Source organism: Mycobacterium aquaticum (assembly GCF_002086485.1).
GTDB lineage: Bacteria > Actinomycetota > Actinomycetes > Mycobacteriales > Mycobacteriaceae > Mycobacterium > Mycobacterium aquaticum.
In genome coordinates this window covers 42,637-57,443 of the sequence record NZ_MVHF01000017.1, presented here as the reverse complement: position 1 = coordinate 57,443, position 14,807 = coordinate 42,637, and the positions used below count along the sequence as shown (strand labels likewise).

Genomic DNA, 14,807 nt, shown 5'->3' with positions numbered 1-14,807 from the left:
CCGATTGCTCAGGCATTTACCCAGGTGAGGTGCGCTTTTCTGCAGGTGGGCGCATGCGCGGGGCGGCGGCTTCCCGCATCTGACGCACGAGTCGAATCTGACTGACGCGTCAACTCGCAGAATGTGGTTTGATTGCTGAGTCAGGTAGCTACGGGAAGAAAAGACCGACGTGACTGCTGAGAATGTCGACGATTCCAGGAAAGCCGCGATCCTCGACGCCGCGGCACAGCTCATCGCCGAGCGGGGTTATCACGCGGTCCGCATATCGGACATCGCGCAGGTCGTCGGTACCAGCACCGGCACGGTGCACTACTACTTCCCGGGCAAGAACGACGTGCTGACTGCTGCGCTCAAGCATTCGATCGACCACGCCTTCGGCAGGCAGAGCGCTGAACTGAAGGCCATCGATGACGCCCATCAGAGGTTGCTCAAGCTCATCGACATGCAGCTGCCCCGGGTGGGCGCCGTCCGTGACGAGTGGTCGGTGTGGATCCAGTTCTGGGCCGAGGCGCTGATCCGTCCCGAGCTTCGGCCCATCCACGGCGCGTACTACGAGCGCTGGCGCGAGACGATCCGGCGCATCGTCGAACGCGGTCAACGCCAGCAGGTGTTTCGCACCGACGTCGACCCCGAGACCATCGCCCACCGGCTCTCGGCGCTGACCGACGGCATGGCCATCCAGGTGCTCACCGGCACGCCGAACATGACGGTCAGCGCGATGAAAGAAGTGCTGGTCGAGTTCATTCAGGATGCGCTGATTCCACGGGCAGCGGCGGTTCGCCGGGGTGAAAGCGCCTGAGCGGGGAGCTCAACTCCACAGGGTCACATGCACTTTCGGCCGGAACCGGGCGACCCCCACGCCCGTCCCGCGGATCATCGCCTGGGTGCAGCGCGGTGTGGTGATGAATCGCACCAACTCCGAGACGGCGGGCTGACGGGCCGCGGCGGGCAGGGTGGACGCTGACCACTCGCCCGAGATCTGCAGGCCCGGGCCCTTGACGTGGACAAGCCGTCCGCTCGTCAGATCCTTCGCGACGGCAAAGCCGATCGTCGGCGTCACCCCGCCGACGCGCTGCACCTCGTCGAGGGCGGCGGCATCGCTCTGGAAGATGCGCTGGTGTGCTTCGGGAATCGCGAGATCGCGCAGCATGGAGGCGATTTCGCCGTCCACGCTGCCACCCGACGGGCCCAGTAGCCAGTGCTGCTCGCGGAGCAGGGCGGGCGTGGGGGTGCGAGTGGCCAACGGGCCGTCGGGTGAGGTGACCGTGATGATCTGGTACTTCAGGAATGGCCGGACGGCGAGCTCCTGACCGGCGCCGTCGGGGGCCGGGCCGAGCGCGATGTCGACGGCGCGCGAAGTGATCAGATGCGCGAACTGGCCGGCCGGATGCACGCTGAGTTCGACCGAAAGGTCGTCGGCGCGTAATGAGAACAGTTCGATCAGACCCGGCGCCGCGTGCTCGGCGAAGGCGCTCGACGCCGCGATGCGCAGCAGCCGCCGGCCGTGTGCGGCTTCGGTCACTTCGATCGCGGTCTGCCGTTGCAAGCCGAGGATCTCGATGGCACGGCTGGCCAGCCGCAGCCCGCCCGGGGTGAACGCCAGCCCGGCCGCGGTCCTGGTGAACAGGGGATCGTCGAGTTCCTTGCGCAGCTGGGCGACGTGCATCGACACCCCGGCATCGGACACCCCCAGCTCCTCGGCGGCCGCGCGCACCGAGCCGAGCCGGACCACCGCCGAAAATGCACGCAACTGCGCAGGTGTCACGTCTGAAGCCTAGATTGATTGTCGTGAGAGAGGTGCTGAGCACTCTGTTAGCAGTGTGGCGCGCGGGTGGCACCGCAGGGCTCGGGACGGTGGTGCGCACATTCCGGTCCGCCCCACGCCCGCCCGGTGCTTCGATGGTGGTGACCGCCGACGGCACGGTGAGCGGCTCGGTGTCGGGTGGTTGTGTGGAGAGCGCGGTCTACGAGTTGGCGTCCGAGGTGCTGGCCACGGGCATCCCTGTCCTGCAGCGCTACGGGGTCAGCGACGACGATGCCTTCGAGGTCGGGCTGACCTGCGGCGGAATCCTCGACGTCTTCGTAGAACCGGTGTCGCAGAGCACTTTTGGTCAACTCGATGCCATCGCCGCCGATATCGACGCGCACCGCCCGGTCGCCGTCGCGACGGTCATCACGCATCCCGACGTCGCATGGATCGGCAGGCGGCTGGTGGTGCGCAGCGACCCGGGGGACGGTCCGGTCGACGGCTCACTCGGGTCTTCACGGGCCGACGCCGCGGTGACCGACGATGCGCGCGGTCTCCTCGCGGCGGGGCGCAGTGAGGTGCTGACCTACGGCCCGGACGGTCAACGGCGCGGCGAGGGCATGGAGGTGTTCGTCGCGAGTCATGCGCCCCGCCCCCGCATGCTCGTGTTCGGAGCCATCGACTTCGCCGCCGCGGTCGCGCAGCAGGGCGCGTTCCTGGGCTACCGCGTCACCGTGTGCGATGCCCGCCCGATATTCGCCACCTCGGCGCGGTTCCCGACGGCCGACGAGGTCGTTGTCGATTGGCCGCACCGTTACCTGGCTGCGCAGGCCGCCGCCGGCGCCATCGACGCCCGCACGGTGATCTGTGTGCTGACCCACGATCCGAAGTTCGACGTGCCGCTGCTCGAGGTGGCGCTGCGGTTACCCGAGAACGCCCGAGCCGCCTACATCGGTGCGATGGGATCGCGGCGCACCCACGAGGATCGGCTGGATCGGCTGCGCGAGGCGGGGCTGACCGACGCCGAGCTGGCCGGCTTGTCCAGTCCGATCGGTTTGGACCTCGGCGGGCGGACGCCCGAAGAGACCGCGGTATCGATCGCGGCGGAGATCGTGGCTCGGCGATGGGGCGGAGGCGGCCGCCCACTGGCCGAGACCGGCGGCCGGATCCACCATGAGCTGGGCCAACGGGAGGCGCAAACAGCGAGTTAAGTGATCGCTTAACTCGCTATTGACGCTGACGTCGGATAGGCGTGAGCTGGGTCACATGCAAGTTCCCGGCCCCTTCGAGTACGAACGCGCCACCAGCGTCGACCACGCCGTCGGTCTGCTGGACAGGTTGGGCGAGGACGCCAGGATCGTCGCCGGCGGGCACAGCCTGCTGCCGATGATGAAGCTGCGGATCGCCAACCCCGAATACCTCGTCGACATCAACGACCTCGCCGCCGAGCTCGGCTATATCGTCACCGACCCGACCCTCGTGCGCATCGGCGCCATGGCCCGGCACTGCCAAGTGTTGGAGTCCGATCCGCTGGCCGCCGTGTGCCCCATCTTCCGCGACGCCGAACGGGTGATCGCCGACCCTGTCGTGCGAAACCGGGGCACCCTCGGCGGATCGCTGTGCCAGGCCGACCCGGCCGAGGACCTGACCACCGTGTGTGCGGTCGTCGGGGCAGTGTGCCTGGTACACGGTCCGGCGGGGGATCGGGAGATCCCGGTCGACGACTTCCTCGTCGGCCCGTACGAGACCGCGCTGGCCCACAACGAGATGCTCATCGAGGTGCGCGTTCCGATACGTCATCGAACCTCCAGTGCGTACGCGAAAGTGGAACGCCGAGTAGGAGATTGGGCGGTGACGGCGGCCGGTGCGCAGGTGACTCTCGACGGGGATTCGATCGCCGCCGCGCGCGTCGGGCTCACCGCAGTCAACGCCGACGCCCAGGCGCTGCGTGCGCTCGCGGATTCCCTGGCGAGTCAACCGGCGACCGAACAGACCTTCGTCGCGGCGGGAGCGGCCGCCGCGCAGGCCTGTGAGCCGGTCAGCGACATGCGCGGCAGCGCCGCCTACAAGCGCCACCTCGCATCCGAGCTGACCATCCGCACGCTGCGTACTTCGGTCGAGCGTGTGCGTAACGCCCCTGCACCGGAAGGGAATTAGCTCATGCAGGTCAACATGACAGTCAACGGCGAGGCCGTGAGCGCCGAGATCGAACCGCGGATGCTCCTGGTGCACTTCCTGCGTGACGAGCTGGGACTGACCGGAACCCATTGGGGCTGCGACACATCCAACTGCGGCACGTGTGTGGTGGATGTCGACGGGCAACCGGTCAAGTCGTGCACGATGCTGGCTGCGATGGCCTCCGGTCACGCGGTACGCACAGTCGAGGGTATGGAGGTCGACGGACGGCTGGACCCGGTGCAGGAGGGATTCATGCAGTGTCACGGCCTGCAGTGCGGGTTCTGTACCCCAGGCATGATGATCACCGCGCGAGCCCTGCTGGACCGTAACCCGGACCCGACCGAAGACGAGATCCGCGAAGCCATTTCGGGCCAGATCTGTCGATGCACCGGTTACACCACGATCGTGCGCTCCGTGCAGTGGGCGGCGCGGCATGCCCGGGAGGAGGCGAAGGCATGACCACCTTGGAAAACCCGGTCGACCGGCCCGAGGACACCGCAGTCAACGACGAGAAGCCGTGCGGCCACGGCAGGATGCTGCGCAAGGAGGATCCCAGGTTCATCCGGGGCCGCGGCACCTACGTCGACGACGTCAAGCTGCCCGGCATGCTGCACCTGGCCATTCTCCGCTCGCCGTATGCGCACGCCCGCATCGTCAGCATCGACGTCAGTGCGGCGCAGGCACATCCGAAGGTCAAGGCCGTGGTGACCGGCGCCGACCTGGCGGGCAAGGGCCTGGCCTGGATGCCGACCTTGTCCAATGACGTACAGGCTGTGCTGGCCACCGACAAGGTGCGATTCCAGGGCCAGGAGGTGGCCTTCGTCGTCGCCGACGACCGCTACTCGGCACGAGATGCGTTGGAGCTCATCGACGTCGAGTACGACCCGTTGGACCCGGTGATCGACGCCAGGCACGCGCTGGACGCCGACGCCCCGGTGATCCGCACCGATCTCGACGGCAAGACCGACAACCACTGCTTCGACTGGGAGACCGGCGATGCCGCGGCCACCGAGGCGGTGTTCGCGACGGCCGACGTAGTGGTCAAGCAGGAGATCGTCTATCCGCGGGTCCATCCCGCACCGATGGAGACCTGCGGTGCGGTGGCGGATCTCGACCCGGTGTCCGGCAAGCTGACACTGTGGTGCACCTCGCAGGCCCCGCACGCGCACCGCACGCTCTACGCACTGGTCGCGGGCCTGCCCGAGCACAAGATCCGGGTGATCTCCCCGGACATCGGCGGTGGATTCGGCAACAAGGTGCCGATCTATCCCGGCTATGTCTGCGCGGTCGTCGGCTCGCTGCTGCTCGGTAAGCCCGTCAAGTGGATGGAGGACCGCAGCGAAAACCTCACCAGCACAGGGTTTGCCCGCGACTACATCATGGTCGGGGAGATCGCCGCGAGCCGTGACGGCAAGATCCTCGCGATCCGGTCCAATGTGCTCGCCGACCACGGCGCGTTCAACGGCACGGCGGCGCCGGTGAAATACCCCGCCGGTTTCTTCGGCGTGTTCACCGGCAGCTACGACATCGAGGCCGCCTACTGTCACATGACCGCGGTGTACACCAACAAAGCGCCCGGCGGCGTGGCGTACGCGTGCTCGTTCCGCATCACCGAGGCCGTGTACTTCGTCGAGCGCCTGGTGGATTGCCTGGCGTTCGAGCTCAAGATGGATCCCGCCGAGCTGCGGTTGCGAAACCTGTTGAAACCCGGGCAGTTCCCATACACATCGAAGACCGGCTGGGTCTACGACTCGGGCGACTACGAGAAGACCATGCGCCTGGCGATGGAGATGATCGACTACGACGGCTTGCGTGCCGAACAGCTGCAGAGGCGTGAGCGCGGTGAACTCATGGGCATCGGCATGTCGTTCTTCACCGAGGCCGTGGGCGCCGGGCCGCGCAAGGATATGGACATCCTGGGGTTGGGCATGGCCGACGGCTGCGAGTTGCGGGTGCATCCGACCGGAAAAGCCGTGGTGCGGTTGAGTGTTCAGACCCAAGGGCAGGGGCATGAGACGACGTTCGCGCAGATCGTCGCCGAGGAGCTCGGCATCCCACCCGAGGACATCGACGTCGTGCACGGTGACACTGACCAGACGCCGTTCGGCCTGGGCACCTATGGCAGCCGGTCCACGCCGGTGTCGGGTGCGGCCGCCGCGTTGGTCGCCCGCAAGGTTCGGGACAAGGCCAAGATCATCGCCTCGGGCATGCTCGAAGCCTCCGTCGCCGACCTCGAGTGGGACAAGGGCAGCTTCCACGTCAAGGGCGACCCCACCGCCTCGGTGACCATCCAGGACATCGCGATGCGCGCGCACGGTGCGGGAGATCTACCGGAGTGGATCGAAGGCGGGCTCGACGCCCAGATCTGTTATAACCCAGAGAATCTCACCTATCCCTACGGGGCGTACTTCTGCGTCGTCGACATTGATCCCGGGACCGCCGTGGTGAAGGTGCGCCGCTTCCTCGCGGTCGACGACTGCGGCACCCGGATCAATCCGATGATCATCGAAGGGCAGGTGCACGGCGGGCTCGTCGACGGCATCGGCATGGCATTGATGGAGATGATCGCGTTCGACGCCGACGGCAACTGCCTGGGCGGGTCGTTGATGGACTACCTGATTCCGACCGCGATGGAAGTGCCGCACTTCGAGACCGGCCACACGGTGACCCCCTCGCCGCATCACCCCATCGGCGCGAAGGGCATCGGTGAGTCGGCCACGGTCGGTTCGCCGCCCGCCGTGGTGAACGCCGTCGTAGATGCGCTGGCGCCGTTCGGTGTTCGGCACGCAGACATGCCGCTGACGCCGTCACGGGTGTGGGAAGCCATGCAGGGCCGGGCCAGGCCGCCAATCTAGAGGGAGTCCGGATGACGCTGACCGAACGGGTTGCGCAACTGCGACAGGCCCGGACACCGTTCGTGCACGCCACGGTGGTGCGCGCACAGCCTCCTGCGTCGGCGCATGCCGGCGACGAGGCAATCCTGCTGGCCGACGGCACCATCGAGGGGTTCGTCGGTGGTCAGTGCGCACAGAACTCCGTACGCAAGGCCGCGTTGGGGGCTCTGCAGGTCGGCCAGAGCGTGCTTCTGCGGGTGCTGCCCGACGGCGACGTCCATTTCCCGGAGGCGCCGGGCGCATGCGTCGTGGTCAACCCGTGCCTGTCCGGAGGTGCGCTGGAGATCTTCCTGGCACCCGAGGTGCCCGCACCGCTGGTACAGGTCGTCGGTGCGACACCGGTGGGCGAGCGGGTGGTGGACGTGTGCGCGGTGCTCGGCTACGACGTGCGCCGCCCGGCAGACCCCGACGACGCCGATTTCGGGGACACCACCGCGGTCGTCATCGCGAGCCTCGGTGGCCCCGAGGACGAGATCATCAGGGCCGCACTGGATGCCGGAGTGCGCCACATCGGTCTGGTGGCCAGCCGGGTGCGGGGCGCCTCGATCCTCGACGGCATGCGGCTGTCGCAGGCCGAGCGCGCCCGCGTGCACACTCCGGTCGGACTGCCCATCGGTGCGAAGACTCCTGCCGAGATCGCGGTGTCCATCATGGCCGAGGTGGTCCAGGGCATCCGGGTCGGCGGCCTCGCGGAGCGTTCTTTCGCCATCCATGCCGGGCCGTCGGATCCCACCGAACACCACTGCGGCGCGCATGGCCACTGAAGCATTCGGTGACGTCGCCGACGTGGTGCGACGCTTTGACGGCCACGACTACCTGCTCGGTGAGGGCACCGCGACGGCGATCTACCTCGCGGTGACCATGGGCCGGCCGCTGCTGTTGGAGGGCGAACCCGGCGTCGGCAAGACGACCGCCGCCAAAACCCTTGCCGCTGTGCTCGATACGCCGTTGATCCGGTTGCAGTGCTACGAAGGGCTGACGGCAGGAGAGGCCCTCTACGACTGGAACTACCAGCGCCAGCTCTTGTCGATCCGGTTGGCGGAGGCTCACGGTGGACAGGCAGTCGGCGAATCCGACCTCTACACCGAGGCGTATCTCGTCGACCGGCCGATCCTGCAGAGTGTTCGGCACCGCGGGCCGAGCCCGCCGGTGCTGCTCGTCGACGAGATCGACCGCGCCGATGACGAATTCGAGGCACTTCTGCTCGAATTTCTCGGCGAAGCCGCGGTCACCGTGCCCGAGCTCGGAACCTTCGTCGCCGAGCGGCCGCCGATCGTGGTGCTGACCTCCAACCGCAGCCGCGACCTGCACGACGCCCTGCGCCGGCGCTGCCTCTATCACTGGATCGAATACCCCGACCGGGTCACGGCTGTCGCGATCGTGCGGCGTACCGTGCCCGGTGCGACCGATGCGCTGATCGAGCGTGCTGCCCAATTCGTCGGTGCCGCACGCGATCTCGACTTGGACAAGCCGCCGGGTATCGCTGAAACCATCGATTGGGTGGCCGCGCTGGTGGCACTCGGGGTCGGGGACCTGGTCGATCCTGCCGCGCTCGGCACGCTCGGCGCCCTGGCCAAAACGCCTGATGACAGCCGAATCCTGCACGACGCGATGCTCGAACTGAGAGGGAGCGCACTATGAAGATCGCAAACGAGTTCACAGTCAGTGTCCCGATCGAGGACGCGTGGGATCTGCTCACCGATCTCGACCAGGTGGTGCCGCTGATGCCTGGCGCTCAGTTGACCGGACAGGACGGCGAAGACGTCCTGGGCAAGGTCAAGGTGAAGGTGGGCCCGGTGACCAGTGAGTTCAGCGGCAAGGTGCGCTTCGTCGAGCAGAACCGCGCGGAGCATCGGGCAGTCATCGACGCCAAGGGTAAGGAAGCGCGTGGCACCGGCAACGCCGCCGCCACGGTCACCGCGCGATTGCACGACGCGGGACGGACCACGCGGGTCACCGTCGACACCGATCTGAAGATCGTGGGAAAGCTCGCGCAGTTCGGCAGCGGCATGTTGCAGCAGGTGTCCGAGAAGCTGCTGGGCCAGTTCGTCGACTCGTTGGAAGCCAAACTCGCCGCCGACCAACCCGCCGCCGCTGCGCCCGCGGTTGCGTCCGTCGCCCCGGCGCCACCGGCAGCTGAGCCCCAGCCCATCGACCTGCTCGACCTGGCCGGTGGCAGCGTGTTGAAGAAGTACGGTCCGCGCGTCGCGGCGGCATTCCTGGTCGCTGTCGTGGTGTTCACGCTCGGGCGCATCCGGATGGCCCGCGCCCGTCGATGACGAGCCCGCACCTGCTGCGTGGGGTCGACCTCGCCGCGTTCGCGGTTGCACTGGTCGACCGGCTGCGCGGCGCCGGGGTCGCGGTGTCGGCAGTCGGATCCGCAGGCCTGGTCGAAGCGATGCACATCCTGGCTCCCCGGCACCGGTCGCTGCTGTACTGGGCAGCGCGACTGACCTTGGTCAACCGGGTCGATGATCTTGTCGCCTTCGACGTGGTATTCGATGCGGTGTTCGGTGACGCCGTGCTCGGCCTTGATCCGGTGAGCTCGAAACGCCCGCTGCCTCCGGCAGTGACTCCAGCCGGGCGGGCCACCGCCGACTCGGCGCCGGTCGATCAGTGTGACGGGCTGCCGTGGACCACGCGGCCGGTCTCCGTCAGCGTTGCGACCCATCCGCCCGCGGGCAGCGCGGTGCCGGAACTGTTACCGAGCCGGCACGTCGCTCCCGCCGATACGTCCTTCGAACAATTCGACACCGACGAGTTGCGGCGCATCGGAGCCTGGCTTGAAAGCGCGCAAACCCGCTGGCCGAGGCGGCGCACGCTGCGTCGTCAGCGCCACCCGGCCGGTCGGCAGGTCGACCTGCGCGCAACCATCGAGGCATCTCGCACGACCGGCTGGGAGCCACTGCGGGTGGCCCGCACCCGCAGCCGGGCGCGGCCGCGCCGGGTGGTCCTGGTCTGCGATGTCAGCGGTTCGATGCAGCCGTACGCAATGGTCTACCTGCACCTGATGCGGGCGACGGCGCTACGTTCCGCGGGGCTGCGTCCCGAGGTGTTCGCGTTTGCGACCACGTTGACGAGACTGACCGCGGCGCTGTCGCACCGCAGCGCCGAGACGGCGCTCGCCCGGGCCAACGACAAGGTGACCGACCGCTACGGCGGCACTCATCTGGGCCGCTCGATCGGCACCCTGCTGGCACTGCCGCACGGCAACGCCCTGCGCGGCGCGGTCGTCGTGATCGCCTCGGACGGCTGGGATGCCGACGAGCCGGACCTGCTGCGCCACGCCATGAGCCGGCTCCGGCGTCGCGCACACCTGGTGATCTGGCTCAACCCTCGCGCAGCGGCCCCCGGTTTCGCCCCGCTCGCCGGATCGATGGCCGCGGCGCTGCCGTTCTGCGACCATGTCCTGCCCGCGGACAGCCTGGTCGGGCTGCGGGAACTGTTCGACGTGCTGGGCTAAGGGGTCTCGGACGCGTCCTTCGCCGCGCGGCGACGCTTGAGCCACTCGATGAACATCGGGGCGACCGAGGCCAGCACGATGACGATGAAGATGGGTTCCAGCAGCTTCTGGATGATCGTGAACTGCCCCAGCCAGTAGCCCAGCAGGATCAGACCGACGCCCCAGACCACCGCGCCCAGGATGTTGAAGGTCGTGAACACCGAGTAGCGCATCTTCGCAGCACCCGCGGTCAGTGGGGCCAGGGTTCGCACGATCGGCACGAAGCGCGCGATCACGATGGCGAACGGCCCGCGCTGCTCGAAGAAGGCATGTGCCTCGTCGAGGTAGCGCTGTTTGAGCACCTTCGCGTCGGGCTTGAACATCGACGTGCCGATGGTGCGCCCGATGAAATAGCCGACCTGCCCGCCGAGGATCGCCGCCAGCGGGATGAACACCAGCAGCTGCCACAGCTGGAAGTTGGCCTGGGCGTCGATTCCGCGGGCCGCCGTACCCGCCGCGAGCATGCCCGCCACGAACAACAGCGAGTCGCCGGGCAGGATAGGGAACAGCACTCCGGACTCGACGAACACCACGACCAGGATGCCCACCAGCGCCCACGCGCCGAAGTATCCGATGAGGTTGAGCGGATCCATGAAACTCGGCATCAGCGCCAGATTGGTCGTAACCTCTGGGATGGCGGTGGCGATCACGAGTCCCAAGGGTACCTGCGCCCTGTCACCGGCCCGCACCTGCGAGAACTTGCGCCGCGACAATCCGCAATGGGACAGGAAAGGACGTCGTCATGCCCATCGCCACTCCCGAGGTCTACGCCGAGATGCTGGGCCGGGCCAAGGAGCATTCGTTCGCGTTCCCGGCGATCAACTGCGTCGGGTCGGAGAGCATCAATGCGGCGATCAAGGGCTTCGCCGACGCGGGCAGTGACGGCATCATCCAGTTCTCCACCGGTGGCGCGGAGTTCGGCTCGGGCCTCGGGGTCAAGGACATGGTCACCGGCGCCGTCGCGCTGGCCGAGTTCGCCCACGTGATCGCCGACAAGTACCCGATCACCGTCGCGCTGCACACCGACCACTGTCCGAAGGACAAGCTGGACACCTATGTCCGGCCGCTGCTCGCCATCTCCGCCGAGCGGGTGGCCGCCGGGCGCAATCCGCTGTTCCAGTCGCACATGTGGGACGGCTCGGCGATACCGATCGACGAGAACCTGGCCATCGCGCAAGATCTACTCAAGGCCGCGGCGGCCGCCAAGATCATCCTCGAAGTGGAGATCGGCGTGGTCGGCGGCGAGGAGGACGGCGTCGAAGCCGAGATCAACGAGAAGCTCTACACCAGCCCGGAGGACTTCGAGAAGACCATCGACGCCCTGGGCGCCGGTGAGAAGGGCCGCTACCTGCTGGCGGCGACGTTCGGCAACGTGCACGGCGTGTACAAGCCCGGCAATGTCGTGCTCAAGCCCGAGGTGCTGGCCGAGGGGCAGCGCGTCGCCGCGCAGAAGCTCGGATTGTCCGGCGACGCAAAGCCTTTCGACTTCGTCTTCCACGGCGGCTCGGGTTCGCTGAAGTCCGAGATCGAGGATTCGCTCAAGTACGGCGTGGTCAAGATGAACGTCGACACCGATACCCAGTACGCCTTCACCCGCCCGATCGCCGGGCACATGTTCACCAACTACGACGGGGTGCTGAAGGTCGACGGCGAGGTCGGCAACAAGAAGACCTACGACCCGCGCACCTACCTCAAGAAGGCCGAGGCCTCCATGACCGAGCGGGTGACCGAGGCCTGCAACGACCTGCACAGCGCGGGCCGCAGCGTGACCGCGGGGTAGTCACGGCAGGCTAGCCCGTGGGGGCCTGGCAGATCTTCCACTGATCGTCGCGGAACTGCAGGTCGAAGCTGCGAGTCGACCGCGTCTGGGGCGCGAACGCCATGAAGGTGGTGACGTTGGCCTCGGCGTGGTCGTCGTGGACCACCACCTGGTCGACGCTGGACACCACGGGGTACTGCTTGGCCGCCGCCACGCGGGCATGGGTTTCGTCCCAGGCCTGCTGGTCGTAGTTGACGTAGTTGTCGCGCGTGCTGCCGCAGGTGATGGAGCGCAGCGTGGCCAGATCGCCGCTCTGGACCGCGGCGTCGAAGTTCTCGATGGTGGCGCGCACCTTGTCTTCCTGCGACGACGCCGTCGAGTTCCGCGTGAGCAGCACGGTGCCCAGGATCGCGATGGCCACCAGCGCGGCGATCACCAGCAGGACCGCGATCACCCAGCCCCAACTGCGCCGGGACGGCGCCTCGGGAGCGGGCGGCGAAGGCGCCCCTTCCCGCGGCGGAATCATCTGGGGGGCCGCGGCCTTTGCCGTCGGCGGGGCGAACACCTCGGTTTCGGGGTCCGGCGGGGTGTCGATCTTCTGGGTCGCACCGTCAAAGCCCGACGGCGCGGTGAACCGTCGCTCGTCGTGCTGCTGCGCCGCTTCTGTCATGGCGGTCGCTGAACCGATGATCTCGGTGGTGGCCTCGGACTCGGCGTCCACCCTCATCTGCTCGGTCTGGTCGTCTGCTCGCCCCGGCCTACCGGCGTCGTCCGGCTCCGATGGATTCGACATCCCTGTTGCGGTCCTCCCGTACGTCGCTACCGGTGGAGCTTATAGGCCGGTGCACAATAGGCCCATGACGCGGATGGGTGATCTGCTAGGACCGGATCCAGTGTTGCTCCCGGGCGACCCCGAGGCCGAGGACGAACTCGCTGCGGGGGAGAAGCCCGCCGTGGTGGCCGCGGCGCATCCGTCGGCGTCGATCGCATGGGCCGTGCTGGCCGAGGCCGCGCTCGACGACGACAAGGCGGTGACCGCCTACGCGTATGCCCGCACGGGCTATCACCGTGGGTTGGACCAGCTGCGCCGCAACGGGTGGAAGGGCTTCGGCCCGGTGCCGTTCGGCCATGAACCCAACCAGGGGTTCCTGCGGTGTGTCGCGGCGCTGGCCCGCGCCGCCGACGACATCGGCGAGACCGACGAGTTCCAGCGGTGCCTGGACCTGCTCGACGACTGCGATCCGTCGGCCCGCGCCGAACTCGGACTGGGCTGACTGGCCCTAGGGCGTGTACCCCAGGGCGGCCTTGACCTCCAGATACTCGTCGAAGCCGAAGTTGCCCCACTCGCGTCCGTTGCCGCTGCGCTTGTAACCGCCGAACGGAGCCGCGATGTCGAACGCGTGGTTGATGGCGACCGAGCCGGCCCGGATCCTGCGTGCGACCGCACGCGCCTGGTCGAGGTCTGCGGCCGAAACATAGCCGGCCAGACCGTAATCCGTGTCGTTGGCGATCGCGACGGCGTGGTCCACGTCGTCGTAGCCCAGGATGCACAGCACCGGTCCGAAGATCTCCTCACGCGCGATCGTCATGTCGTTGGTGACGTTCGCGAAGACGGTGGGTTTGACGAAGTACCCCGTGTCCAAACCCTCGGGGCGGCCGACGCCGCCGACGACCAGCGTGGCGCCTTCCGCGATACCCGCGCCGATCAGCCGCTGGATCTTGTCGAACTGGGCGCGCGACGCTACGGGCCCGATGGCCGTCTTGACCTCCGGATCGCCGACGGCGACGCCTGAGCCGACTTGGCGGGCGATCTCGATGGCCTCGGCCATGCGCGAGTGCGGAACCAGCATGCGCGATGGCGCATTACAGCTCTGCCCGCTGTTGAGCATCATCGTCGTGACGCCCGCGGTGACACTCTTGGCGAAAGCCTCGTCGTCCAGCACGATGTTGGGACTCTTGCCGCCCAGCTCCTGGCTGACCCGCTTGACGGTGGGCGCGGCGGCGCGGGCGATCTCGACGCCGGCGCGGGTCGATCCGGTGAACGACACCATGTCGATGTCGGGGTGGGCGGAGATGGCGGCGCCGACACCCTGGCCGTCGCCGAACACCATGTTGAACACCCCGGCCGGAACGCCTGCGGCAGCGAGGACCTCAGTGAAGATCTGCGCGGAGTAGGGCGCCACCTCGGAAGGTTTGAGCACCATGGTGCAGCCGGTGGCCAGCGCGGGATACACCTTGACCGCGATCTGGTTCAGCGGCCAGTTCCACGGCGTGATCAGCCCGCAGACGCCGATGGGCTCCTTGATCAGCATGGTGGAGCCACGTTGCTCGTCGAACTCGAATTTCGTGAGCACGTCGATGGCGGCGGCGAGATGGCCCAGGCCCAGATTGACCTGCGGGCCCGCCGCCAGCCGCGGCGGGGCGCCCATCTCCTCGCTGACGGCGGCGGCCAGATCGCCTGCACGCGTTTGATATTCGGCCAGGATCGCCTGCAGCAGCGCGAGGCGATCTTCCTTGGTGCTCTGCGACCAGGAGGGGAATGCCCGGCGTGCGGCCGCCACCGCGCGGTCGACGTCAGCCGCCGAACCGTTGGCGATGCGGCCCGACACCTGCTCGGTGCGCGGGTCTTCGACGTCGAGGGTGGCGGGGTTTACCGGGTCGACCCACTGGCCGTCGATGTAGAACTGCTGGTATTCACGCACGTGGGCAACTGTGCCTCAGTCGGCG

At 67.9% G+C, this 14,807-nt stretch carries 15 protein-coding genes; 11 read left to right on the top strand and 4 right to left on the bottom strand.

Annotation, left to right across the window (positions count from 1 at the left end):
- Nucleotides 1-169: 169 nt before the first annotated feature.
- A complete protein-coding gene (locus BST13_RS17750) occupies nucleotides 170-799 on the top strand; it encodes a TetR/AcrR family transcriptional regulator (RefSeq protein WP_083165342.1) in 630 nt (209 codons plus the stop codon).
- Between the two features lie 9 nt (nucleotides 800-808).
- Here the strand turns inward: BST13_RS17750 and BST13_RS17745 are convergent, their stop codons facing one another.
- Nucleotides 809-1,765: a LysR family transcriptional regulator gene (locus BST13_RS17745; protein WP_083165341.1), complete on the bottom strand. Its 957-nt coding sequence runs from the start codon at nucleotides 1,763-1,765 to the stop codon at nucleotides 809-811.
- Between the two features lie 23 nt (nucleotides 1,766-1,788).
- Between BST13_RS17745 and BST13_RS17740 the strand changes: the two genes are divergently transcribed.
- Genes BST13_RS17740 through BST13_RS17705 form a run of 8 tightly spaced genes read left to right on the top strand, consistent with a single transcriptional unit; the run spans nucleotide 1,789 to nucleotide 10,282 of the window.
- Complete coding sequence (locus tag BST13_RS17740) at nucleotides 1,789-2,958, top strand: XdhC family protein (RefSeq protein ID WP_083165340.1); 1,170 nt, start codon at nucleotides 1,789-1,791, stop codon at nucleotides 2,956-2,958.
- A 55-nt stretch (nucleotides 2,959-3,013) separates the two neighbouring features.
- A complete protein-coding gene (locus BST13_RS17735; protein ID WP_083165339.1) occupies nucleotides 3,014-3,904 on the top strand; it encodes an FAD binding domain-containing protein in 891 nt (296 codons plus the stop codon).
- Between the two features lie 3 nt (nucleotides 3,905-3,907).
- Nucleotides 3,908-4,384, top strand: coding sequence for a (2Fe-2S)-binding protein (locus BST13_RS17730; RefSeq protein WP_083165338.1), 477 nt, complete (start codon nucleotides 3,908-3,910; stop codon nucleotides 4,382-4,384).
- Nucleotides 4,381-6,780 (top strand): aerobic carbon-monoxide dehydrogenase large subunit, encoded by a 2,400-nt coding sequence (locus tag BST13_RS17725; protein WP_083165410.1) that lies wholly within the window; start codon nucleotides 4,381-4,383, stop codon nucleotides 6,778-6,780. Before BST13_RS17730 ends, BST13_RS17725 begins: the two co-directional genes overlap by 4 nt.
- Before the next feature lie 11 nt (nucleotides 6,781-6,791).
- Complete coding sequence (locus BST13_RS17720; RefSeq protein WP_083165337.1) at nucleotides 6,792-7,583, top strand: XdhC family protein; 792 nt, start codon at nucleotides 6,792-6,794, stop codon at nucleotides 7,581-7,583.
- The gene (locus BST13_RS17715) at nucleotides 7,573-8,460 is read left to right on the top strand and encodes an AAA family ATPase (RefSeq protein ID WP_083165336.1); all 888 of its coding nucleotides are present in this window, start codon (nucleotides 7,573-7,575) and stop codon (nucleotides 8,458-8,460) included. Before BST13_RS17720 ends, BST13_RS17715 begins: the two co-directional genes overlap by 11 nt.
- On the top strand, nucleotides 8,457-9,098 hold the full coding sequence (locus BST13_RS17710) for an SRPBCC family protein (RefSeq protein ID WP_083165335.1): 642 nt from the start codon (nucleotides 8,457-8,459) through the stop codon (nucleotides 9,096-9,098). The genes BST13_RS17715 and BST13_RS17710 overlap by 4 nt, the downstream gene beginning before the upstream one ends.
- Nucleotides 9,095-10,282: a vWA domain-containing protein gene (locus BST13_RS17705; protein ID WP_083165334.1), complete on the top strand. Its 1,188-nt coding sequence runs from the start codon at nucleotides 9,095-9,097 to the stop codon at nucleotides 10,280-10,282. Before BST13_RS17710 ends, BST13_RS17705 begins: the two co-directional genes overlap by 4 nt.
- Here the strand turns inward: BST13_RS17705 and BST13_RS17700 are convergent.
- Entirely contained in the window at nucleotides 10,279-10,926 is a 648-nt protein-coding gene (locus BST13_RS17700) for a DedA family protein (protein ID WP_083165409.1), read from the bottom strand. The genes BST13_RS17705 and BST13_RS17700 overlap by 4 nt on opposite strands.
- A gap of 137 nt (nucleotides 10,927-11,063) precedes the next feature.
- Here BST13_RS17700 and fbaA point away from each other — a divergent pair, with 137 nt between their 5' ends.
- Nucleotides 11,064-12,101, top strand: a complete 1,038-nt coding sequence (gene fbaA, locus BST13_RS17695) for a class II fructose-bisphosphate aldolase (protein ID WP_083165333.1) — start codon at nucleotides 11,064-11,066, stop codon at nucleotides 12,099-12,101.
- A gap of 10 nt (nucleotides 12,102-12,111) precedes the next feature.
- Here fbaA and BST13_RS17690 read toward each other — a convergent pair whose 3' ends face one another.
- A complete protein-coding gene (locus BST13_RS17690; RefSeq protein ID WP_083165332.1) occupies nucleotides 12,112-12,873 on the bottom strand; it encodes an Rv0361 family membrane protein in 762 nt (253 codons plus the stop codon).
- 64 nt (nucleotides 12,874-12,937) lie between these two features.
- Between BST13_RS17690 and BST13_RS17685 the strand changes: the two genes are divergently transcribed.
- Entirely contained in the window at nucleotides 12,938-13,354 is a 417-nt protein-coding gene (locus BST13_RS17685; RefSeq protein ID WP_083165331.1) for a DUF3151 domain-containing protein, read from the top strand.
- Between the two features lie 6 nt (nucleotides 13,355-13,360).
- Here the strand turns inward: BST13_RS17685 and BST13_RS17680 are convergent, their stop codons facing one another.
- Nucleotides 13,361-14,782, bottom strand: coding sequence for an aldehyde dehydrogenase family protein (locus BST13_RS17680; RefSeq protein WP_083165330.1), 1,422 nt, complete (start codon nucleotides 14,780-14,782; stop codon nucleotides 13,361-13,363).
- Nucleotides 14,783-14,807 lie beyond the last annotated feature (25 nt).